Origin of the sequence: Pseudomonas fluorescens (genome assembly GCF_018614655.1) — a bacterium.
GTDB classification, from domain to species: domain Bacteria; phylum Pseudomonadota; class Gammaproteobacteria; order Pseudomonadales; family Pseudomonadaceae; genus Aquipseudomonas; species Aquipseudomonas fluorescens_BX.
Window position 1 is genome coordinate 142,442 of the sequence record NZ_JAGGOG010000004.1, and the last position, 24,042, is coordinate 166,483.

Annotated in this window: 15 protein-coding genes; 6 read left to right on the forward strand and 9 right to left on the reverse strand. The window is 61.4% G+C overall.

Annotation, left to right across the window (positions count from 1 at the left end):
• Positions 1–115: 115 nt before the first annotated feature.
• Together J7E41_RS05565 and glmS are read left to right on the forward strand one after the other, a co-directional pair.
• Positions 116–886, forward strand: a complete 771-nt coding sequence (locus J7E41_RS05565) for a DeoR/GlpR family DNA-binding transcription regulator (RefSeq protein ID WP_214991372.1) — start codon at positions 116–118, stop codon at positions 884–886.
• Between the two features lie 10 nt (positions 887–896).
• On the forward strand, positions 897–2,729 hold the full coding sequence (gene glmS, locus J7E41_RS05570) for a glutamine--fructose-6-phosphate transaminase (isomerizing) (protein WP_214990719.1): 1,833 nt from the start codon (positions 897–899) through the stop codon (positions 2,727–2,729).
• A gap of 162 nt (positions 2,730–2,891) precedes the next feature.
• Here the strand turns inward: glmS and pbpC are convergent, their stop codons facing one another.
• The 9 genes from pbpC to J7E41_RS05615 all read right to left on the reverse strand — a co-directional run bounded on the left by pbpC (position 2,892) and on the right by J7E41_RS05615 (position 17,915).
• A complete protein-coding gene (gene pbpC / locus J7E41_RS05575; protein ID WP_251029345.1) occupies positions 2,892–5,192 on the reverse strand; it encodes a penicillin-binding protein 1C in 2,301 nt (766 codons plus the stop codon).
• Positions 5,173–11,016 carry an alpha-2-macroglobulin gene (locus J7E41_RS05580; RefSeq protein ID WP_214990722.1) on the reverse strand — a complete coding sequence of 1,948 codons (5,844 nt, stop codon included), beginning with the start codon at positions 11,014–11,016 and terminating at the stop codon, positions 5,173–5,175. Before J7E41_RS05580 ends, pbpC begins: the two co-directional genes overlap by 20 nt.
• 208 nt (positions 11,017–11,224) lie before the next feature.
• Positions 11,225–11,443, reverse strand: coding sequence for a DUF6124 family protein (locus J7E41_RS05585; RefSeq protein WP_214990724.1), 219 nt, complete (start codon positions 11,441–11,443; stop codon positions 11,225–11,227).
• Between the two features lie 788 nt (positions 11,444–12,231).
• On the reverse strand, positions 12,232–13,164 hold the full coding sequence (locus tag J7E41_RS05590; protein WP_214990727.1) for a phosphatidate cytidylyltransferase: 933 nt from the start codon (positions 13,162–13,164) through the stop codon (positions 12,232–12,234).
• A 1-nt stretch (position 13,165) separates the two neighbouring features.
• Positions 13,166–13,786, reverse strand: coding sequence for a lysophospholipid acyltransferase family protein (locus J7E41_RS05595; RefSeq protein WP_214990728.1), 621 nt, complete (start codon positions 13,784–13,786; stop codon positions 13,166–13,168).
• A gap of 9 nt (positions 13,787–13,795) precedes the next feature.
• Positions 13,796–14,239 (reverse strand): hypothetical protein, encoded by a 444-nt coding sequence (locus tag J7E41_RS05600; protein WP_214990730.1) that lies wholly within the window; start codon positions 14,237–14,239, stop codon positions 13,796–13,798.
• Positions 14,229–15,527 (reverse strand): phosphatase PAP2/dual specificity phosphatase family protein, encoded by a 1,299-nt coding sequence (locus J7E41_RS05605; RefSeq protein WP_214990732.1) that lies wholly within the window; start codon positions 15,525–15,527, stop codon positions 14,229–14,231. Before J7E41_RS05605 ends, J7E41_RS05600 begins: the two co-directional genes overlap by 11 nt.
• A gap of 2 nt (positions 15,528–15,529) precedes the next feature.
• On the reverse strand, positions 15,530–17,284 hold the full coding sequence (locus J7E41_RS05610) for a bifunctional alpha/beta hydrolase/class I SAM-dependent methyltransferase (protein ID WP_214990733.1): 1,755 nt from the start codon (positions 17,282–17,284) through the stop codon (positions 15,530–15,532).
• A 10-nt stretch (positions 17,285–17,294) separates the two neighbouring features.
• Positions 17,295–17,915: a CDP-alcohol phosphatidyltransferase family protein gene (locus tag J7E41_RS05615; RefSeq protein WP_214990735.1), complete on the reverse strand. Its 621-nt coding sequence runs from the start codon at positions 17,913–17,915 to the stop codon at positions 17,295–17,297.
• Positions 17,916–18,100: 185 nt separating this feature from the next.
• Here J7E41_RS05615 and hflK (J7E41_RS05620) point away from each other — a divergent pair, with 185 nt between their 5' ends.
• From hflK (J7E41_RS05620) to J7E41_RS05635, 4 genes are read left to right on the forward strand one after another with little or no spacing between them, the layout of a single operon-like run.
• Positions 18,101–20,041 (forward strand): protease modulator HflK, encoded by a 1,941-nt coding sequence (gene hflK / locus J7E41_RS05620; protein ID WP_214990737.1) that lies wholly within the window; start codon positions 18,101–18,103, stop codon positions 20,039–20,041.
• 9 nt (positions 20,042–20,050) lie between these two features.
• Complete coding sequence (hflC, locus tag J7E41_RS05625) at positions 20,051–21,043, forward strand: protease modulator HflC (protein ID WP_169357949.1); 993 nt, start codon at positions 20,051–20,053, stop codon at positions 21,041–21,043.
• A complete protein-coding gene (hflK, locus tag J7E41_RS05630; protein ID WP_214990739.1) occupies positions 21,040–22,086 on the forward strand; it encodes a protease modulator HflK in 1,047 nt (348 codons plus the stop codon). Before hflC ends, hflK (J7E41_RS05630) begins: the two co-directional genes overlap by 4 nt.
• Positions 22,083–23,978, forward strand: a complete 1,896-nt coding sequence (locus J7E41_RS05635; RefSeq protein WP_214990741.1) for a cation-translocating P-type ATPase — start codon at positions 22,083–22,085, stop codon at positions 23,976–23,978. Before hflK (J7E41_RS05630) ends, J7E41_RS05635 begins: the two co-directional genes overlap by 4 nt.
• The last annotated feature ends 64 nt before the right edge of the window (positions 23,979–24,042 follow it).

Sequence of the window (24,042 nt, forward strand, 5' to 3'; positions counted from 1 at the left end):
CGCCGCTCCCACATTTGGTCTGTGTGGTTTCAAAAATTTTATGGCTGCCGCTTGACGATTCTGAGCCAATAGGTTTTGATTTCCTTCGTTATCTTTCGAAACGAAACTTAAAGCCATCATGTCGAAACGAAATACACCCCAACGTCGCCACAATATCCTTGCCATGCTTACCGAGCAGGGTGAAGTCAGTGTGGACGAATTGGCCAAGCGTTTCGAAACCTCGGAGGTGACCATCCGCAAGGATCTGGCCGCCCTCGAGAGCAACGGTCTGTTGCTGCGTCGCTATGGTGGTGCGATCACCATGCCTCAAGAGTTGGTGGGTGATCTCGCCCAGCCCATTTCGGTCTACAAGCGCGCCATCGCGCGTGCGGCCGTGATGCGACTGCGCGAGCACGCACGAATCATCATCGACAGTGGGAGCACCACCGCCGCCATGATCCCCGAGCTGGGCCAACAGCCCGGCCTGGTAGTGATGACCAACTCGCTGCATGTGGCCAGCGCCCTGAGTGAACTGGAGCACGAGCCGGTGCTGTTGATGACCGGCGGCACCTGGGACCCTCATTCGGACTCGTTCCAGGGCCAGGTCGCCGAGCAAGTGCTGCGTTCCTACGATTTTGACCAGTTGTTTATCGGTGCTGACGGCATCGACCTGGAGCGCGGCACCACCACCTTCAACGAGTTACTGGGCCTGAGCCGGGTCATGGCCGAGGTCGCCCGCGAAGTGGTGGTCATGGTCGAGTCCGATAAGATCGGCCGCAAGATCCCCAACCTGGAACTGCCTTGGAGCAGCGTCCATACCCTTATTACCGATGATCGCCTGCCGCTTGAGGCCCGCGACCAGATTCAAGCCCGCGGCATTACGCTGATTTGCGCGGCAGTCATCTAGGAGAGAAACCATGTGTGGAATTGTTGGCGCAGTCGCTGAACGCAACGTCACTGCCATTTTGCTAGAAGGCCTCAAACGCCTGGAATATCGCGGCTACGACAGCGCCGGTGTGGCGCTCTTCACCAACGCCGGCAAGCTGGAACGCATGCGTCGTCCGGGCAAGGTCAGTGAGCTGGAGCACGCTCTGGCTGGTGAGCCGCTGGTAGGCCGTCTGGGCATCGCCCACACCCGTTGGGCCACCCACGGTGCGCCGTGCGAACGCAATGCCCACCCACATTTCTCCGGTGACCTGGCGGTTGTTCACAATGGCATCATCGAAAACCACGAAGTGCTGCGTGAACAGCTCAAGGCTCTTGGCTATGTCTTCACCTCGGACACCGACACCGAAGTCATCGCCCACCTGCTGAACCACAAGCTCAAGGACCACAGCGACCTGACCGTAGCCCTCAAGGCCACCGTCAAGGAATTGCATGGTGCCTACGGTTTGGCCGTGATCAGCGCCAGTCAGCCGGACCGCCTGGTCGCCGCCCGCAGTGGCAGCCCGTTGGTGATTGGTCTTGGCCTGGGTGAGAACTTCCTCGCCTCCGACCAATTGGCCCTGCGTCAGGTTACCGACCGCTTCATGTACCTGGAAGAAGGCGACATCGCCGAGATCCGCCGTGAAAGCGTGCAAATCTGGGACGTCGACGGCCGCACCGTCGAGCGCGAAGCTGTGCAGTACCGCGATGGTGCCGAAGCGGCTGATAAAGGCGAGTTCCGCCACTTCATGCTCAAGGAAATCCATGAGCAACCGTCCGTGGTGCAACGCACCCTGGAAGGCCGCCTGAGCCAGAACCAGGTACTGGTCAATGCCTTCGGCCCGCAAGCGGCCGAGCTGTTCGCCAAAGTGCGCAACGTGCAGATCGTTGCCTGTGGTACCAGCTACCACGCCGGTATGGTTGCCCGTTACTGGCTGGAAGAGCTGGCCGGCATCCCGTGCCAGGTCGAAGTGGCCAGCGAGTTCCGCTACCGCAAGGTGGTGGTGCAGCCGGACACGCTGTTTGTGACCATCTCCCAGTCCGGCGAAACCGCCGACACCCTGGCTGCGTTGCGCAATGCCAAAGAACTCGGCTTCCTGGGCAGCCTGGCGATCTGCAACGTCAGCATCAGCTCCCTGGTGCGCGAATCCGACCTGACCCTGCTGACCCAGGCCGGTCGTGAAATCGGTGTGGCGTCGACCAAAGCCTTCACCACCCAATTGGTGGGTCTGCTATTGCTGACTCTGTCCCTGGGCCAAGTGCGCGGCACTCTCGCTGAAGGCGTTGAAGCCACCCTGGTGGAAGAATTGCGCCGTCTGCCGACTCGCCTGGGTGAAGCCCTGGCGATGGACAGCACCGTGGAAAAAGTCGCCGAACTGTTTGCCGACAAGAACCACACCCTGTTCCTTGGCCGTGGCGCGCAGTACCCCGTGGCGATGGAAGGCTCCCTGAAACTCAAGGAGATTTCCTATATCCACGCCGAAGCCTACCCGGCCGGTGAACTGAAACACGGCCCGTTGGCCCTGGTGGATGACGACATGCCTGTTGTCACCGTCGCACCGAACAACGAACTGTTGGAGAAGCTCAAGTCCAACCTGCAGGAAGTCCGCGCCCGTGGCGGTCAACTGATCGTGTTCGCTGACGAAAAGGCCGGCATGACCAATGGTGAAGGCACCCACGTCATCAACATGCCGCACATCCACGACACCTTGTCGCCGATCCTCTACACCATTCCGCTGCAACTGCTGTCGTACTACGTCGCGGTGCTCAAGGGCACGGACGTTGACCAGCCGCGTAACCTGGCGAAATCGGTGACGGTGGAATAAGCCTTTAAAAGCGTGCAGATACATAGATAAAACCCCCGATATTCGGGGGTTTTTCTTTTGTGCAGTGGTTTTATTCATCAGGTCGCTAAGGCGTGATTGGTACATGACCCTGCAACGGGTCTTGCGGGCGCTGATGGTGAGCGCTCTCAAGACCCAATCACCCTAAGGCACAAACTCCACCCGCAACCCGCGGCTGGCGCTGCGGCCTTGGTCATCACTGACCCGCAACCGATACTCGCCCGATTTTCCCGGCCGCCAATTCAAGGTGGTCTGGGGCGGGCCTTGACCAATCAGGGTCTGGTCGGCAAACCAGTACAGGGTTTGTGCGTCACTGGCCGCGTTGGCGCTCAGTGGAATACTTTCCTGTGGCTGGGACAGGCGCAGGTGATAGCTGACCTGCGTAAGCGGTGAGCGGATCTGCGGTGCTTCGCTCTGGTCGCCGAGGCGATTGGGCTGGCAGCTTTTCATCACGGAGGGTGGCGTGCGGCGTGGCAGCCCGGCGGCGCGGAACAACCGTTGTACATCGCTGGGCCAGAATTCGAAGACTTCTTCGCGGGTGTACTGCGGATCAAACGGTGGGCACGCGGCCTTGCCCGTGCGGGTGTCGATCAGCACCGGGCGATGCAGGTTGGAGACCCGGATCGGCGACACGCCGGGGATGTACCAAGTCTTACGGGTGCGAGGGCACCAGCGGTTGGGCAGTTCGCCGGAGGCGGCGCAGATGTCGATGCGGATCAGACCGGTAGGCGGCTTGTCCGGTTTGTCGGCCACAGTGGGCAAGGCCAGGGGCAAGGCGTCGGCGATCCGGAAGAACAGCGGCGCAGCGGTTTTCGCGCCGATAAATTCCGGGTTCGGGCGCCCGTCGAAATTGCCCACCCACACCACCAGCACATACGGCCCCACCAGGCCGGCGCTCCAGGCATCGTGAAACCCCCACGAGGTACCGGTTTTCCAGGCGGTGCGCCAACGCTTCGCAGGCAGGCCGTCCGGGCGCGGATTGCGCCGCAGCATGTCACGCACCATAAAGGTCGCTTGGGGTGTGAGTAACTGTGCCCCGGTGACCTGAGGCTGTTCCACCAAATAGCGCAGTGGCCTCAAATGCCCATCCCCCGCCAGCATTACGTACAGGCCTGCCAGTTCCTCGGGTGTCATTTCCCCGCCGCCCAGCGCCAGAGCCAGGCCGTAATGGCTTTCACCCCGCAGGCCCTTGATCCCGGCCCGTTGCAGCAAACCGTACAACGATGGTGACTTGACCTGATTGGCCAACCACACAGCCGGAATATTGCGGCTACGGATCAACGCATCGCGCGCCGTCAGTGGCCCGACAAAACTGCCGTCGAAGTTTTCCGGCTGGAAGTAGCCGAAGTTACTGGGCATGTCCTTGAGGATGCTCATGGGATGGATCACCCCTTGATCCAGCGCCAACCCATACAGAAACGGCTTGAGGGTGGACCCCGGCGACCGTCGCGCCAGCACCCCGTTGACCTGGCCATGGATGCCTGTGGATAAGTAATCCGCCGAGCCCACCAGCGCCTTGACGCTCTGGTCGCGACTGTCGATCAGGATAGCCGTGGCGTTTTCCACGCCATTGCTGCGCCGCTCGGCGATAAAGCCGGTGATCAGGCGTTCAAGCAGTTGCTGAAGTGGCAAGTTGAGGGTGCTGTTCAACTCGTTGCCAGTCTGGGAGGCCAGTAACTGTTCGCTCAGGTGCGGCGCCAGAAACGGGATCTGCTGCCGGGTGCGTGCTTCCAGCGGCAACTCCAGCAAACTGTCGTTACGCGCGTCTTGTGGATAAGTTTCGCGCCAGTCGGCCATCAACCGCAGCCGGGCGTTTTGCAGTGATGGCCCAAAGCGCGCGCGCCGTCCCGGCTGCTGGGGAATCACCGCCAGCGCCAGGGCTTCAGACAAGGACAACTGCGCCGCCGCCTTGCCGAAATAAATCCGGCTGGCCGCCTCGGCGCCTTCGATATTGCCGCCCATGGGCGCGAGATTAAGGTAGGCCTCAAGAATGTCGTGCTTGCTGTAACGGGCTTCCAGCCACAGCGCCAACACCATTTGCTGCAGCTTGCCCGGTACTTGGCGTGTGTTGAGATCCCACAATCGCCGCGCCAATTGCATGCTCAAGGTCGAACCGCCCTGACGCTGGCCGCCGCTGTAGGTCGCCATCGCCGCCCGCAGCAACGCTGGCGGATTAATTCCGGGGTGCCAGTAGAAGTTGCGGTCTTCCTTGAGCAACAGTGCTTCCACCAGCGATGGCGAAATCCGCTCCAACGGCAGCCACAGACGGTATTGGCCGTCGGCGGCCAGGGTCATGCGCAGCAGCGAGCCATCGTCGGCCAGCACCACCCGTGAAGAGGTGGCCGCTTGCTCCAGCGATGCGTGGGGCCACAAGCGCAGCCCCGCAAGGATCACTACAACCGCCAGCCCGGTCGCCAGTAGCGGTTTAAGGTTTGACGATTTCAAGCTGGCCTACTTTGCCGCGCCCTTGCAGGGTAGTTTCGTACATACCTTCGGCGTAGGCCGGTGGCGTGTTGAAGATCCCCGCGTTGGTGGCGCGCACGCGGTAGACGAAAGTGCCCACATCCCGCAGCGCAGTGCCGTACAACACCACTCGATCATCCCGCACATCGACGTAGTCCGGCTGCCAGTTGCTCAGATCAGTCTCGCCGATGGGCGCTTGCCAGGCCTCGGCTTCTTCGCTGTCTTCGCTGCTTTCCACGTACTCCGAATCGTCGCCTTCGCTTTCTTCGGAACTGGCGGCTTCAGGTTCTGGCGGCAAGTTATACACAGGCTCGACCCCCCCGGGCAGCAAGTCGACCACGGCCACTTGTTGCACCTGATCCCGATCGGTTGCCCGTAGGCGCAGACGCACCAGGAACTCATCGCCCACCGCAACCTTGCTCACCGGCTTGCCTTCCAGGTCGAGGTACTCGTGGATGATTTCCAGGCCCTTGTTGATCGGCTTGAGGGTGGTGCCCCGATCAAAACCGGCTTCGCTGAGCATGTAGAACGCTGGTGGGCCGTCGGATTTTTCCATCAACAGCTTTTGCGTGGTGCCAGGCACGGCAGCGCGCGGCGGTTGGCCGGCCATCTGCAACAGTTGTTGCTGCTTGTCTGCCAGCCAGGCGGTGGCCTTGAGGGTCATGTCGCTTTGCGCACGCTGGCCATAGTTGTCCAGGGCCCGCAGCAACAGCGCCGCCGACAGCGAGTTGTAGCGCTGTTCGTTGAGGCGCTTGCCGAGTTTATCCAGCAAGGTCGCGGGCACGTCGTCCAGCAACTCAGGGAAGTGCCGGGCGAGCAGATGCAGGTGTTCGGCGTCGTGTACCAACGGGTCGTAATACAGGCCGTCGCTGTCCCACTTATCGGTCAATGAACGCCATGGGACCTTGCGGAACAGCGCATCGGCCTGGGGATCCTGCTTGAGCAACTTGTAGCTGGCGGCCAGGTACGCGGCGCCAATGTCGTTCTGCCAGGTGTCTTTGAAGTAGCTTTCATAGCGCTCGCGGATATCGCTCAAGGCGCCGCTGACCAGAATCCCCTGACGACTCAACAGGTAACTGGCGTAGGCGCGATTACGCAATTCCGACAGGCCTTCGCTCGGGCCGTTGGCCAGGTCGGTGAGGTAGGCGTTGGAACGCACCAACACGTCTTCCGGCACCGGCAGGCCGCGTTCCTTGGCTTCGATCAGGAAGTCGGTGGCGTACAGGCTGGCGTACGGCGCTACATCCGGGTTGGCCGCCCACAAACCGAAGCCGCCGGCCTGGTTTTGCCGCTGACGAAGCATACGTACCGCGCCGCTGAAGGCCTGTTCGGCCTCAGGCGCGTTACCGCCCCAGATCAACGCCGGCATGGCCTTGGAGACCAGTTGCTCGGTGCAGGCATAGCCATAGTCATCCAGGTAATGCTTGAGACCGTTAGCCCACACCAGCGGCGAGGCGGCCACGCCCAATTGCACGTCCCGCAGCTGTGTGTACAGCTGGCGGGTGGGTTTCAGCTCTTTGCTGGCAGTGTCGAAACGACCCAGGCTCAGGGCGACCCGATGTTCGCTCAACGGCCGGATCGAGGTGGTTTCCGCCACCTGGATACGCTTGCCATCAGGCAGCACCGCGACGAAACGCAAGTCCGCCGAACCGAGGTTTTCCAGGACCTTGATCTTGAACTCGGCGACGCCTTCCTTGCGCGGTTGCAGCGCCAGCGTACTGGCCTTGTCGCCCTGGACTTGCAGGCCGTCACTGGTCTGCAATTCGAACTTCACATCCGCTGCCGCTTCGAGGTTGCTGAATACCCCGGCGCTGACGCTGAACACATCTCCCGGCGCCACAAAAGCCGGCACGTTCGGCGTGATCACCAACGGTCCACGTACTTCGGTGTTGGCTTCGCTGACGCCCACACTGTCGGCATCTACCGCCACCGCAAACAAGTGCAGCTTGCCATTGAAGCTGTCCGGCACCTGGTAATGCAGCACCGTTTCACCGGCCGGCAGATCCACCAGTCCTGACCACCAGGCCACAGGCGGCTGGTGTTTACGTTTGAATGGATTCAGGTGTGAGGCCAAGGCGTTTTCCGTATCGCCTCCTGGCGCTGCACCACTGAGCAGGCGGCTGAATTCCGGCAGGATCAGGTCAAGAATCTGACTGGTACCGACTTCCAGTGCGCGTTTCTGGAAGAAGAAGCCCAGCGGGTCCGGCGTCTGGTAGCGCGCCACCTGCAGGATGCCTTCGTCCACCGCGTAGATCACCGCACGGGAAGGGCGGTCGGTGTTGACCTTGATGTCCAGGGTCTGCCCCGGCTCGATCTTCGCTGGGCCTTCGACTTTCAAGGCCATGCGCCGCGCATCCAGGTTGATGCTGAATGGCACCACGCCGTAGGACAGCGGGCTCATATAGACCTCGGACGAACCCATGTCCCGCACAAACTGCACGTTGACGTAGGCATTGCCCTCAAGCCCTGCCGGCACCCGAATGTGTTGCACGCTGTTGGTGCTGTCGGCCTTGAACCACTGTTGGGTGTAGACCTTGTCCCGCTCGATGGTGATCAACCCGGCGCCGGTGTACGGCGCGCGGATGCTGATGGCGATCTCATCGCCAGTGGCGTAGCTGCGTTTATCCAGGCGCAGTTGCAGCTCGGCGTTGCGCTCCAGGGAGCGCGAGGTGTTGCCACGGCCAGCGATGCTGTAATCGATCTGGTTCAGCAGGTTGCCGTTGGCATCTTTGAGTTGCAGGGTGAAATCGCCAGGGGTGGACGTGTTCAGCGCCTGTTTGGCGCCTTCTTTGGTCATCACCACAGGCGAGGCCGGCTGGCTGATGTTCTTGATCCGCGACTCGTACTTGTAGGTGCCGTTGGATTGTTTCACCAGCACCGAGACATAACGATGCTCGACCACTTCACTGGTCAGGCCGTCCACCGCCATTGGCGTGAGGTCGGGCGCTACGGCCAGCCATTGCACCTGACGTGGCGCGTCCTTGGCAACGAACGACAGCGAATCCTGACTCTTCACACCCACGAGATACGGTGCCGACGACACCAACAACGCGCTTTGCGCGGCGACGTTGCGCCCGCCCTCGGCTTCGAACACCTGGGTCATGACCTGCAGACGGTAGGTGCTGTTGGCGTAGCGTTGCAGGTTAAGGTCGAGTACGGCCTGGCCGTTGTCGTCGACGGTGGTTTCGGCCAGGTCTTCGGAGTTGGCCTCTTCCAGTGAGTCATTGAGGCGGAAGCGGTAATCAGGGTAGCGATCGAAGGCCGCGAGCGTCGGGCTCAGGGACATTTTTGCGGTGACACGCCGGCCAGACGCCGGGGCGCCGAACAGGTGCATCGCAGTGACCTTGGCCACCACTTGGTCCGGAGGGATCCAGCCTTGCACAGGCGTGTCGTGCAGGCTCAGGCTGACTTTCATGCGGTCTGGTTCAAAGTCGCGGACTTTGAAGCTGACACTGCCCAGGTCAGTACGAGTCTGTTTCTCGCCGATCAATTGCAGAGTGGCCGTGTAATCACCGGCAGGGGCGACTTCACTGCTGGGGAAATCAAAGGTTTCAAAGCCGCTGGTGGAGAGCTTCAGGGGTTGGCGAATCACTTCCAGCCCGCGTGGGTCGGTGATTTGCAGTTCAACCGGCAAGCCTTGCAGGTCGCCTTTCCAATTGCCACTGCGCACGATCATGCCCAGGTGTGCGGTTTCGCCCGGCCGGTACAGGCCGCGATCGGTAAACAGGTAGGCGCTGAGGCGATTAATCGCCCCGTCTTCTTCCAGGCCTCCGACGTCAAAACGAGAAAGATCCAACTGTTGGGACTGGCGGGCAATGGGCAGGAAGGATTGGTCGTTACCGCGGCTGACCACATACATCAGTGGCGTTTTCTCACGGCGCAGTTCATCCAGCTTGGCGAAGTGGGCGTGGCCCTCGGCGTCGGTGTGACCACTGCCGACCGGCAAACCATTGCGGCCGATGATATCGACCTGGGCGTCGGCGACAGGCGAGCCGTTGCCAATGGACTGCACGTACACGTCATGGCTGCCGTCGCTGGAGCGCTTGGCGATGATCCCAAGGTCAGTGACCACGATAAAACGCAGGTCGCTGGTACTGTTACGGGAATAGTCGAAGGTGTATTCGGCCGGGTCGTCCTGGGGGCTTAGCTTGAGGACGAATATGCCTCGGCGACCGCCGTTGGCGGTGAGGTAGCTGCTCAGGTCGACGTTGTCGTAGAGGGTTTTCGACGGGTCGGCAGCCGACAGTGGAATATCCAGGGACTGACGTTCCACCATCCGGTCGAAGTAGTCGTTGGAGAAATTCGGCCGGGCAAAACTGCCACTGCTCTGGTCCACCAAATGCTGCAGTTGGTTAGGCAGCACGCGGGCGATTTCCACGTGGGCGCCCGGAACACCACGGGCCATAAAGCCCAGGCGTTTTTCGCCGTTGAGGCTGAGCAAGGCGCCGTCAGACAGGAACTGCAAGGTGCGCGGGTAAGCCGGCATGCTGATCAGGGAGGCGGTTGGATTTTTCGCCAGGTAGCCGCCGATGGCTTCCAGGTTGGCCGGTACCCGCACATACAGGGCACGACCGGCCGGGGCCTTGAACTTGAAGGCGTGCAGGGTATTGAGGGGCTCGACGCTGGGAACGTGGGTCAGCTTGACGGGCGTACTGCGGGCCAGCAGCTTGTCGTCGATATCCTTGGTGTTCCAGGGCTGAGTATCGTCCTGGGCTTTTTCCGGCAACAACCAGGCCTGGACTTTAGTGGCGATGGTCTCATCGGCCACCGCACTGGAGCTGCTGAACATCATCACCGGCTCGGGCTCGCCGCGCTCGTTGTCGACAAAGCTGACTTCAGCACCGGTAAAGGTCAGGCGATAGCGCCCGGGTACGGTGACTTCCGCCAGCAGCGGCGCAGAGCTGGCGTTGCCGCCGTCGCGCGCTTTGATGCCTTCGTCGATCTTGGCGCTGACCGGGGTGCTTTCCAACGGCGTCGCCAGCGCGGCGGAGCGCACATAGGCATTGAGTTTGGTGTCGTCGAAGGTGATTTCCGGGAGGTTCGGCAGTTGGGCGTCGCGATAGGCCAGGCCCTTGCCGAGGACCACCGAAACGCGTTTGCGCAGGCTGTCTTCATCCACCGGGTGGGAAAAGCGGAAGGTCGCCACCAGCTGTTTCAGGGTCGGGTTGGCCGGGTCTTGATACAGCTCGTTTTGCGCCAGTTTGGCGTGGAACGGTTGGGTGGAGAATTGGGCGCTGTATTGGTCGAGCAAGACACCGCCCGCCAGCAGGTCGTTCTTGGCCAGATCGATGCTGTAGTGGGCGTCGATGGGCCAGTCTTTATCCGGGGCGAACAACAGCGTGCGGTCATCGGTCCAGCGCCACGTGCCCTGGATAGCGGGTTTGATCACGATGCCCTGGCTGACCGTCTTGCCGATGTTTTGCAGCGGCGCCACTGACTCGGCGAAGCGCACTTGCAAGTTATCCACAACCGGTGGTTGTTGGGTGTAGTCGGTCAGGTTCGGCTTATGCAGCGAATAACCCACGGTGTGGGGCTGCGGCAGGTTGGAGTACCAGTGCCAGCCGTAGAAGCCAGCGGCCGCCAACAACACCAGGCCCAGCACGCCGCCGGCGGCCTGACGCGGGTGGGCACCAGCCTGGTGGCCGACGCTGACCAACCCATTGCCAACGGCTTTCAGCCAGCGTGGCGGCTGCCATTGGCCGAACAGGCTGCGCAGCAACCATCGGACGGCGCCGAACAGAACACTCACCACTGAAATTAATGCACCGAAAAGTCGGCGACTGGTCGTTTTGAACGAGTCAAACATGGTGAGCATCCCTGGCTATGTGCGGCATATCTTACACGCGTCTTTGATACAAAAGATGACGTAGATACACCGCGCAGCCAGTGTTTTTTGCGGTTATGCGACTCAGGCTGGCTGGAGGAAGGTTAGACGGACAGCAAAGGCGATCAACAGGCTGCTTTGCGATTCAGACGGTGAAGATGCCGGGGTACATCCCCGGCTGAAGGTTGCTTTATTGAGGGTGCAGGCAATCCAGCGATCTATCCACCATCACCTTGGCCATTTCTACCAGGTGCATCGCTGCTCGGGATGAGCCGCTCAATTGATCAGCGGATTCGCAAGCCACTGCGCAGTTGAGCAGCGCGGAGGCATGGGCGAGGGCATCTTCGAAGCTGAGTTCAGGGTGAGGGATAAAGAAGGCGAAAGGTGGGGCGGGCGTTACTTTGACCATTGCGATAACTCCAATGTAGGCGATTGGAGCTGCCAGTAGTCGCGACTAAACGATGGGTGGCAGCTGTACGCAGGTTAGTCGACCGGAACATTGGGAACCCGGCGCACCCGAAGATGCCCTGCGCACAGCCACCATAAAGCGTTGGCGGAAAAAAACGCCAGGCTTGCGATGGCGCTTGTGCGCCCAATGTAAATGCTTTCCGAGCGACTAAACCCGGTCACTGAATTGACAGTGACGGGCGCAGACTAGACGCCGAAAAGGCAGGGCACAAGCGCTGGGGATTCTCTCGGAAATGTCCTTCGAAGGAAAGGGAAGGGGCGTTCAGCGGGGTAGTTTCAGACGTTATCGCGTTTAAGTCGGTGAGAGCTTGCCACCACTTTTTACTTGTCTTGCGTATTCAATGAGCGATGTCTTTTCGTAGCCGTAAAAGCTCAAATCAGATGTGAAAATAAATCGGAAAAATAAATCTGATTAAATGCCATTAAGCGTCTTATCGTCCAGCTACCATTGGCCAATATTTAGAGTGTCAATTGTAAAAAAATCGGAAAAGGTCCCCGAGCGGATTTCAAAACATTCTCTGGGCTTCACAACCGAGTGGCGAGCGATCAACTGACAACGTTGATCGAGATGGGGGTGGTCGAAGCACCTTCAGCGAAGTCGCGTTCTGTCTTTCCCGGGCTGCCTGTGTGGTTCGCGCAATTGATATTTCCGGATCTGCACAGGCGTTTCCATTGAGGCCCAACAGGCACTGATCGTTCCCACTGGAAGGGAACGATCAGTGAGGCAGATCAGGTCCACCAATACCGCACGAGATGAAAGAATATCGGCGCGGCAAAACACACCGAATCCAGCCGATCGAGCATCCCGCCGTGGCCTTCGATCATGTGCCCCCAATCCTTCACCCCGCGGTCGCGCTTGATTGCCGACATCACAATCCCGCCGGCAAACCCCAGCAGATTGATCAACAGCGCAATCAAGAACGACTGCCACGGGTTGAACGGGGTGGTCCACCACAGCGCCGCGCCGATCAGCGATGACAGCAGGATCCCGCCGACAAAGCCTTCCACGGTTTTCGACGGCGACAGGTTGGGCGCAATCTTGTGTTTGCCGAACAGCTTGCCGCACACGTACTGCAACACGTCCGACAGCTGCACCACGATCACCAGGTAGGCGATCAGCAGCAGGTTGCGACCTTCATAGCCGACGATATCCAGGGTGAGCAGCGCCGGTACGAAGGACACGCAGAACACCGCGATCATCAAGCCCCATTGGACCTTAGACGCGCGTTCCAGGAAGTGCGTGCTGTCACCGCCCAACGAGGCCAGGATCGGCAGCAGCAGGAACACGTAGACCGGAATGAAGATCGAGAACAGCCCGTACCAGTCGAAGTAGATCAGCAGGTATTGCAGCGGCAAGGCCAGGTAGAACGCGGCCACCAGTGCCGGGTAATCGCTGCGTCGGGTTGGCGTGAGGGTAAGAAATTCCCGCAGTGCGTAGAACGACACCGCGTAGAACAGCAGGATCACCGCACCGGTGCCGAGCCAGAAGGCAATACCGATTAGCACCACCATCACCCACCAGGCGTTGATGCGGGCGTTGAGGTTGTCGATCACCGCATTCGGGGTGCCACGTGTACGCAACTTGAGGATCAGACCGATCAGCGAGGCCAGCACCAGAATCGCGCCGATCCCGCCGAACAACATCAAGGTTTGGCTATTCATGTCAGGAATGCTCCGGGGCGAGGGCGAGCAAGGCGTCGCGGGTACGGGCGAGGAACAAGGCTTTGTCTTCTCCGTCTTCCAGTTGCAGCGGCACGCCGAAGCTGGTGGTGCACAGCAACGGCAGCGGCAGGACGCGGCCCTTGGGCATGACGCGGTTGAGGTTGGCGATCCACACCGGGATCAACTCAGCCTGTGGGTAACTTTTCGCCAGGTGATACAGGCCACTCTTGAACGGCAGCAGGCCGTCTTCCAGGTTGCGTGTCCCTTCCGGGAAGATGATCAGCGAGTCGCCGCCTTCCAGTGCAGCGAGCATGGGCGCTAAAGGGTTATCCACAGGGTCCTTGCGCTCTCGGTCGATCAGTACGCCGTTGAACACGCGGCTGATGATGTAGCGACGCAGGGCGCTCTTGTTCCAGTAGTCGCTGCCGGCCACCGGGCGCGTGAATTTGCGCAGGTGCTGCGGTAACGATGCCCAGAGCAACACGAAGTCGCCATGGCTGCTGTGGTTGGCAAAATAGATGCGTTGCACCGGGACCGGCGCGCAACCGAGCCATAGGCTGCGGGCGCCGGTGACGGTGCGGGCCATGGAGGTAATCAGGGTGGCGACCACGGGTTCGAACATAAGGATTCCTTATCCAGCGAAGGGCAGCCAGGGGCTGGCCAGGATGACGGCCAATGTGAGCAGCACTTGCGCGGCCAGCAGGTACACTTGCTTGCGCAATAGTTTGAGGGCGCCACGACGGCGCTCGGTCCAGGGCCGAGCGGCGCGGCTGGCCGGTTGCAGGCCGAGGCTTTGCAGGGTTTGGTCGAGGTCGGGTGTGCGGTCTTTATTACGGGCCAGCAGCGCGAACAGGTCGGCGTCAAAGGCCACCCGCAACGCCCAGTACTTTTGCAGCAGGCCGAGAATAATCATCCACAGGCTCAAAATCAGGCAGATCGGCGTGACGGTGGCCATCAACAACTGAGCCAGGCCGAACAATACGCCGAGTAATGTCAGACCTGTGGATAACTGATCCAGCGAACGACCCCGGCGCAGCAGGCTGGCGACGACCTGTAATTCCATGTCAGCGCGCATAAGACAGGCCCTCCAAGGCTTCACGATGGGCAGGATGCAGAACCACCTGGGCGCGTGCTGTACGAATCATGGCCACGGCCTCCTCGACAGTGGCCGCACGACCGCTATTTAACAACCACGCGGCGACGGCGGTGGCGCTGCGGGAGTAACCCAGGGCGCAACACACCAGAAGCGGCCCGTGTTGGCGCAGGCGTTCGATGGCTTGCGCCGCATCCAGGCATTGCGCGGTAGTGGGGGCGGTCAGGTCCAGGACGGGCACGCTGTAATAGGCTCGGCCCTGTGGATCAAGGGGCAGCTCGGCGCAGAGATCGACAATGGCCTTGAACGAACCCAGCTCGCTGCCTGTGGGAATCCGCCCCAGCCAAACGTTATCCACAACCTGATCGGGCTGTGGATGTTTGCGCGTCCACAGCCGTGAATTGACCCAGGCAGCAGCCAGATAAGGCGCAAACAGCCAGCGCGCCGCCGGGCTGAGTTGTCCATCGGCGCGTTTCTGAAAGCCCGAAGCGCCCAGTACCAAATAACTCGCCTTCACCAACCCCAGGGAAACCGCCGGCCACAGTAGCCACAGCCAGCCGCCACCCAGTACAAACGCCAGGATCACCAACGCCAAAGACCCAACGCCATAACGCAAGCCCAGCCGCCAACGCTGCGGGTCTCGCGTGAGCCGCGCACTCAACAGTGGGCTCGGGTGTTCCAGTGGCCATAGCCACACGCACAACCAGCCCAACAGAGCCCCTGTGGGTAAGTCGATAAAGTGGTGTTGATAAGTGCTCAGCACTGAAATACCGATCAGGGCAAACCAGCCGTGGACCAGCCAGCGCCACAGGCCTTGGGTATGCCGTTGGAACATTATCCACAGCACCACGAGCAGGGCGATATGCAGCGAAGGCGCCTGATTGAACGGCTTGTCGAAGCCCGCGAGCACGGCAAACAGCCAGCCGAACACGCCGTCCAGTTCCGGCCGCTCAAAGGTGAAGCGCAACGGCCAGATCAGGAAGCAACTGACCGCAACCACTTGGGCCGTCAGCAGGCGCAGGGCGTGTTGTTTCAGCTCATGGCGAGTAGAGGGCAGCAGCAGGGAGAAGCCGTAGAGCAGATCAATCGACCAGTAGGGGACGATGGTCCAGGCCCAGAACGGGATATGGGTTTCCCAGCCAAACACCATCGTGCCGACATCGCTGCGTTGGCTGGTGACCCACGTGGCAAACCCATAGGTGCTGAAAAACAGCGGTGCCAACAGCAGCAGCCACAGCACCGCCGGTTTTAACAGGCCCGGTTCGCGCATGGTCAGATCTTCTGTGCCAGAGACACGCTGAAAATGCCCCATTCATCTACTCGTTGGGTGATCTTGCGAAAACCTGCGGCTTCCACCAGTTGATCCATTTCCGCCTGGGTGCGCCGACGCATCACCCAAGCCTGGCCCTGACGATGACTGGTGAGGGCGCGCGCGATCAATTCCAGCTGCGGGTGCCACGGTTGGCCGGTGTAGACCAGGTAACCGCCGGGCTCCACCGCTTCGGCCAGCCCGGCCAGCGAACCGCCGACCATGGCGTTATCCGCGAACAATTCATACAGGCCAGACACTACCGCCAAGGTTGGCTTGGGCTCCAGCGCCGCAAGGTCTGCGCGGTCAAAGGCATCGCCTTTGACGAACTGGGCGATGTCGCCCAGGCCTTTCTCACGAATCAGTGCGCCACCGTCGCGCACATTAATATCGCTGTAGTCGCGCAGCAGGATCGATTCCGGCAGCGGTGTAACACCCTGCAAGGCTTCCAGAATGTAGCGGCCATGGCCGGCGGCGATGTCGACGATCCGCACCTCGCGGCCTTCAGCACGCAGTTTGGCCATGGTCAGGCGCAGCAGCTCTTCGACATTCAACTTGCGCTGACGAATGCCGCGCCAGCCGATGGAGTTCAGGTAGTTGGTGTCGATCATCCGCCCCAGTGCGCCCTTGCCGGTGGGCGTGTTGCGGTACACATAGTCCAGGGTACTGCCGGAGTCGAAGCCGGTGTCGAAGCCCAGCTTCACCCCATCCGACAGTTTGCTGCCCAGGCCCATGCTGGCGCGGGTCATGCGCCAGTACAGGTCACGCAGCGAGTTGTGGGGCAGCGGCGCGGCGAGGGATTCGGATTCGGCGCAGGTCAGGCCGATCTTGTCGGCGTCCAGCAGTGAGGCGCGGTCCAGCGGGTGTTCGAAGTTCTGCAGGATAAAGCGCTTGGCGCTGCTCAAGGCTACGGCGCGGTCACGTTCACCCAAGGTGTCGTGAAAGAAGCCGGGGAGGATGTGCATCTCTTTTTTCAGGCTGCCGAGGCGGTCGAAGAACTGCTGCTGCGGTTTGCGGTGGACCACAAAGTCCGAGCCGGAAACCAGTAACTGGGTCGGCACCTGAATCGCCTGGGCATCGGCTACCACTCGGTCAGCGGCTTCATACAGGCCCAACAACACATTCACCGAAATCGCCTTGGTGATCAGCGGATCGCTGTCGTAGGACGCCACGCGTTCCGGGTCATGGCTGAGGAGCTTGGCCTTGACGTAGCTGTTGACGAAAAAGTTGCCGCGAAACCTGCGCATCAGCGCCAGGCCAGACCGGGCGAAAGGCACGTAGAGCTTGACCTTGAAGGCCGGCGAGGCGAGCACCAGGGAGCGGATTTTCGGTGCGTAATCATGGACCCACGTTGCCGCGATCACCGCGCCCACGCTTTGGGCGATGACGGCGAGGTTTTCTTCCTCGATGGCATAGGTGGCGTGGATGTGGTCACAGAAGGTCTGCACGTCCCGGGCGCTGGTGGCGAAGCTCGGGCTGTCGCCACGCTCACCTGGGGATTGGCCGTGGCCGCGGGCGTCCCAGGCGAAGAAGTCGAACTGCGGCAGGTCCAATTCATCCACCAGGTGGGCGATGCGCCCAGAGTGTTCATGGCCGCGATGGAACAGCAGGATCGCCTTGCGCGGCGTTCCGTCTGTCGCTGCAGTGGCGGGCCAGTGACGGTAGAAAAGCTCCACACCGTCATGGGTGCTGAAGGTGTGTTCTTGCTGTTCGCGCATCGCAAAATCCTTATGCAGAAGGAGAGGTCGATTCTTCTTTCAAGCCTTGGCGTACACGGTTGACTAAGGTATAGGCCAACAACGCAGCGACGAGCCACATGACCGCGTCGACCCAAACGGCACCGAGCCAGCCGAGCGCAACGCCGGTGGCCAGTACGCCGAGGACAAACGCCCGGTCACTTTTGCCCATGGGGCCGTCATAGCGCCGCGAAGCGCCCACCATCGGCCCAAGTACGCCGGCGTACTCGCTGAACACCGCCAGCAAGGCCACCAGCAGCACCGGTGCCAGGCTCACACCAGGGATCAGTGCAAATGGCAGGATCAGCGCGCTGTCGGCGATCACATCACAGAGTTCGTTGAGGTAGGCGCCGAGTCGCGACTGCTGGCCGAATTCCCGGGCGAGCATGCCGTCGATGGCGTTGAGGGCCATGCGCAGGATCATCCACAAAGGGATCAGCGCAAAGAGCCACAGGTGCTGGGCAAAGCTGGCAATCAGCAAACCCACCAGCAAGGAAATGACCCCGGCCAGCACGGTGATCTGGTTGGCAGTGGTGCCGTTGTCGTAGAGGCGCTGGACCAATGGCCGCAGCAGGTTTTGAAAACGCGGTTTGAGTTGATAGATCGAAATCATGAAGGTGGCGCTTCCTTGTCCGTTGACCCGCGAAACACTTTTTCCGGAGTGTGACGACTTATCACGGCGGACACTAGTGATGGCTCGTGTTTATAGGGGTTTTGCCGTTCTTCATGTGCAATCAAACAAAAATTTCACGCTATGTGTTATATGGTAACGAATTGTGTACAAGCGGACGTGTGTGGATGCGAGTGGATCTAGAAGCTGAAGGCGCTGCCGTCGACGGGTTGCCGCGTTTTCAGCAAGGGATGTTTCATGCCCGGCGTTTGCGTCAGGCCGGTATCGGCCTGACGGCACTGGCCATCAGCGGCTGGGTGCTGGCGCTGTTCGTGGCGTTGTTTGCGCCGCTGTCGATCTGGCCGGTGATGCTTATCAACTGTTCCTCGGCATTGCTGGTGCTGGTGGCCGGGTTGCAATCCGCCTGGTGGGTGGCCGACTGGCGGGCCCAAGCCTTGGAAGGGGCGACAGCGCCACTGATTGACTCGCCGGTGACCGTGGAAGATCCCGGTTGGTACGACCGACTGCTTGGCCGCATCAGCAGCGGTTGGGGTGACCTGCTGGTGCAGATCGGTGCGCCGGTCCTGTGGCTGTGCGGCTGGTCCCTGTTGGCATTGGCCAGCATTGTCGAATTCTGGAACCTGGCATTACCTCCCGCCGCAGTCGGCCAGGCCGCGAGTGTCGGTGCGGCGGTTGCGTTGCTGCTGGCTTTTGGTTTGTTGGTATTTGAGCGACGCCTGGCTCAGGAAAGCACCGCCCAGTGGCCGGAAGCCGGGCAACTGGCGCAGTTGAGCCGGGTGGCGATCATCTGCCTGGTGGTCAGTGCAATCTGTCTGTTATTTGCCGGTGAAGAATCCATCTGGCCACTGCGCCTCGCGGTGTTGATCGGCTTGCTGCCGGCACTGGTGGCGCTGGAGTTTCTGCTGCGGGGCGTGCTGTCGCTGTTCAGCCCGCGCCAGGAACGCCTGGAACCTCGGTTGATGGCGCAAAGCTTTATTGCCGACATGCTGCGCTGGCCGCCGCAACCCTTGCTCGCCTTGCAGCACGAATTGCACAACCGTTTTGGCATCGACCTGCGGCAGATCTGGGCGTTTACCTACATGCGCCGGGCGTTTCTGCCGGTGTTGGTGGTGGTGCTGGCGGTGGGCTGGTTGCTCACTGGCGTGCATGAAGTTGCGCTGCAAGGCCGTGGGATTTATGAGCGATTTGGCAAACCGGTGGAGGTCTTCGGGCCGGGCTTGCATGTGGGTTTGCCTTGGCCGTTGGGTCGGGTGCTGAGCGTGGAAAATGGCGTGGTTCACGAGTTGGCCACCAGCGTCGGTGAAACGGCCACCACCGAGTTGGCGCCCGCCGAGGGCCCGGCACCGTTGATTGCCAACCGCCTGTGGGACGCCAGCCATGTAAATGACAAATCCCAGGTGATCGCCAGCAGCAGTGGCGACAAGCAGAGCTTCCAGATCGTCAACATGGACGTGCGCTTCGTCTACCGTATCGGCCTGACCGATCAGGCCGCGCTCGCCGCGACCTACAACAGTGCCGATGTGCCCACGCTGATCCGCAGCACCGCCAGCCGCATCCTCGTGCATGACTTTGCCTCGCGCACCCTCGATGAATTGCTGGGTGAACAGCGCACCGGTCTCGCCGATGAAATAGGCCAGGCCGTGCAAACCGATTTGCAGAAACTCGACAGCGGCGTGGAAATCCTTGCCACGGTGGTGGAAGCCATTCACCCGCCTGCCGGTGCAGCCAACGCTTACCACGGCGTACAGGCGGCGCAGATTGGCGCTCAGGCGTTGATTTCTCGTGAGCGCGGTGCGGCCAGCGAGCAAACCAACCAGGCACAGTTGCAAGCCAGTACCGCCCGCGATTTGGCTCAGGCCACAGCCCATGAGGTCAACGCAGGTGCCCAAGCGGCGGATCTGCGCTTTGCTGCTGAACAAAAGGCCTACGCCAATGCCGGCCAGGCGTTTGTGCTGGAGCAGTACCTCAGCCAACTGAGCCAGGGCCTGGCCCATGCCAAGTTGCTTATTCTTGATCATCGTCTGGGGGGCAGCAGTGCACCGACGATTGATCTGCGTTCTTTTACTTTGCCGGCCGACCCTTCGGTGCCGCGTAAAGCCGTTCAATAAGGAGTCTGTCTGTTGAGCGCTCATTCTCACGATCATGGTCACCACCACGGCCACCACCATCATCACCATCACGATGAAGAGCAGGAAGCCGGCCCGTTCCCATGGCGCCGCATGGCCTGGGCGGTGTTGCTGGTGCTGTTTGCTGTCGCTGCCGCGAGCCTGGTGCAGGTGCGCTCCGGCGAAGCCACGGTGATCACCCGCTTTGGCAATCCTGCGCGGGTACTGTTGGATCCGGGGCTTGGCTGGCGCTGGCCGGCGCCGTTCGAAGCGGCGATCCCGGTGGATTTGCGCTTGCGTACTACCTCCAGCGGCTTGCAGGACGTGGGTACGCGGGATGGCTTGCGGATCATCGTGCAGGCCTATGTGGCCTGGCAGGTCCAGGGCGATGCCGACAACGTGAAACGTTTTATGCGTGCGGTGCAGAACCAGCCGGACGAAGCGGCACGGCAGATTCGTACTTTTGTCGGCTCGGCCCTGGAAACCACGGCCAGCAGTTTTGACCTGGCCAACCTGGTGAACACCGATGCCAACCAGGTGCATATCGCCGACTTCGAGGCGCAATTGCGCCAGCAGATTGATCAACAATTGCTCACCACCTACGGCGTGCGCGTGGTGCAGGTGGGTATCGAACGGCTGACCTTGCCTTCGGTGACGCTGGCGGCCACCGTCGACCGCATGCGTGCCGAGCGCGAAACCATTGCCACCGAGCGCACCGCCGTCGGCAAACGTGAAGCGGCGCAGATTCGCTCCGCCGCCGAGCGGGATGCGCGAATCGTTCAGGCCGATGCCACGGTGAAAGCTGCCGATATCGAAGCCCAATCCCGCGTCGAAGCGGCGCAAATTTATGGCCGGGCCTATGCAGGAAATCCACAGTTGTACAACTTGCTGCGCTCCCTCGACACCCTGGGCACCGTGGTGACGCCGGGCACCAAAATCATCTTGCGCACTGACGCTGCGCCGTTCCGTGCGTTGGTGGACGGACCCAAGGACGTTCAGCCATGAGTGAGGCGTCCAAAGACCCGGACAACCTCGACAGCCCGTGGATCCAGGCCGGGCGCCTGACTTTCCTCGCGCTGTACGCGGTGACCGTGCTGGCGGCGCTGGCCTGGGTATTTTCCAATGTGCGGCAGATCGACCCGCAGAACCGTGCCGTGGTGTTGCACTTCGGTGCGCTGGACCGGATTCAGAATGCGGGGCTGTTGTTGGCCTGGCCGCGTCCGTTCGAGCAAGTCGTGCTTTTGCCGGCGGCCGACCGCGTGATCGAGCGTCGGGTGGAAAACCTGCTGCGCTCCGATGCCGCGATCCAGGCCGACCGCGTGGCCAGTCTGGCCACGCCCTTGAGTGATGCATTGGCCGGCTCTGGCTATCTGCTGACCGGCGATGCCGGCGTGGTGCAACTGGATGTGCGGGTGTTCTACAAGGTGACCGAGCCTTACGCCTTTGTGTTGCAGGGTGATCATGTGTTGCCGGCGCTGGATCGGTTGGTCACCCGAAGCGCCGTGGCCCTGACAGCAGCGCGGGACCTGGACACCATTCTGGTCGCTCGCCCCGAGCTGATCGGCGCCGACAACCAGGCCGCCGAGCGTCGCGAACGCCTGCGCGGTGATCTGGTGCAAGGCATCAATCAGCGCCTGGTGGACTTGGCATCTACCGGCCTGGGTTTGGGCATCGAAGTCACTCGGGTTGATGTGCAATCGAGCCTGCCGAGCCCGGCGGTAAATGCGTTCAACGCGGTACTGACCGCCAGCCAGCAAGCCGATAAGGCCGTGGCCAATGCCCGCACCGACGCCGAGAAATTGACCCAGGGCGCCACCCAGGACGCCGACCGCCTGGTGCAAGTGGCTCACGCCCAAGCCAGCGAGCGCCTGGCCAATGCTCAGGCACAAACCGCCACCGTCGCCAGCCTGGCCCAGGTGAAAGACCCTGGCCTGTTGCTGCGCCTGTACCGCGAACGCTTGCCGAAGATCCTCGGTCAGGCCGGCTCGGTGACCACGGTCGACCCTAAAGACGATTCCCGCCTGATTATTCAAGGAGCTGAACAATGACTGCTCATGCAGCTCCCATGCTGACGTCGGCCGAACAACGCAGCGCTGCCCGCCAATTGACCTTGGCCATGCTGGCCCTCGGCTTGCTCGCATTGGGCCTGGTCTGGCGCTGGCTGTCCCCGGATCAAACCGGCGTCAGCCAATTGTTGCTGGGCGTCGCCTCGTTACTGGTGGCCGTACCGGTGATGCGTTCGGCTTGGTACAGCCTGCGTTACCCGAGCCTGCATGGCATCACTGACCAATTGATCGCTCTGGCGATGTTGGGTGCCTGGGCCACCGGTGACCTGCTGACCGCCGCCTTGCTGCCGATCATCATGATCTTCGGTCACGTGCTGGAAGAGCGCAGCGTGATCGGTTCCCAAGAGGCCATTCATGCCCTGGGCAAGTTGACCCGCAGCCATGCCCGTCTGGTGCAGGCCGACGGAACCATTGTGGAAGTGGACAACGGCACCTTGAAGACCGGCGATATTGTTGAGGTGCGGGCCGGCGACCGAGTGCCGGCCGATGGCGTGGTGCTGTCGGGCCAGGCGAGCCTCGATACCGCGCCGATTACCGGTGAGTCGGTGCCGCTGGAAGCCAGCGTCGGGGTGCAGGTGTTTGGTGGCGCGATCAACCTCGATGGCTTGCTGCGCCTGGAAGTGACCCGTACCGGCAACGAATCGACCCTGGGCAAAGTCATCGCCCTGATGCAAAGCGCCGAGCGCTCCAAGCCGCCGATCACCCGGCTGTTGGAGCGGTATGCCGGCAGTTACATGGTGTTGGTATTGCTGCTGGCGGCAGTCACCTGGTTTGTGACCAATGATGCTCAGGCCATGCTGGCGGTGTTGGTGGCGGCGTGTCCGTGTGCGTTGGTGTTGTCGGCGCCGGCCACGGCAATTGCCGGGATTGCCGTGGCGGCGCGCCATGGGATTCTGATTCGCAGCTCGGCGTTTCTCGAAGAGCTGGCAGACCTGACGTCCCTGGTGGTCGACAAGACCGGCACCCTGACGTTTGGCACCTTGCGTTTGCAGTCCATTGAGACCTCGGCGCCGGATCACCAAGTGCTACTGAACCTGGCGGCCAGCCTCGGCTCGGCCAGCAGCCACCCGGTCAGCCGGGCGTTGGCCGGGCTCGCGACGCAAGAGCAGATGCTGGTGCTGTCGGATATTCGTGAACGTCAGGGTTTGGGCGTGGTGGCGCAAACCGAGCAGGGCGAAGCAGCCCTTGGTCGGCCGGAGCTGTTTGAGCAACTGGGTATTGCGACCACGACCGTGCCCAACCATGACGGCCCGATTGCCGGACTGGCGCTTGATGGACAATTCCTCGCTTGGTTGTTGCTTGCTGACAGCTTCAAGCCGGAGGCGCGCCAGGCCATGAAGGAACTGCGAGAGCTGGGTCTTGGTCGTCAGTTGCTGCTGACCGGCGACCGCCAGAGCGTGGCCGACAGCCTGGCGCTGGAAGTAGGCATCAGCGATGTCGAAGCCCAGGCCTTGCCCGAAGACAAACTCAACCGCGTGCTGGGAGAAATCGGCAGTGGTTTCCGCCCGATGGTGGTGGGCGACGGGATCAACGATTCCCTGGCCCTCAAGGCCGGTGTGGTGGGCGTGGCCATGGGCGCGGGCGGGGCGGATATCGCCCTGGCCTCGGCGGACGTGGTGTTGATCGGCAGCGACCTGCGGCGTCTGGGCACCTGCGTGCGGCTGAGTCGCCAATGCCGGCACACGTTGCAGGTCAATGTGATCATCGGCTTGGGCTGGACCCTGGCGATTGTAGTGTTCGCAGCCTTTGGTTGGCTGGGCGCAGCGGGGGCAATGATTGCGGCGCTGCTGCACAACCTCAGTACCCTGCTGGTGTTGGGTAACGCCGGGCGTTTGCTGCGGTTTCAGGAACCGTTGATGAAGCTTGAGGAATAAATTTCAGAAATTGTTCGAGCATGATGTAACGGCACCAGGGCACCTCACTCTAGTGCTGTGTCGG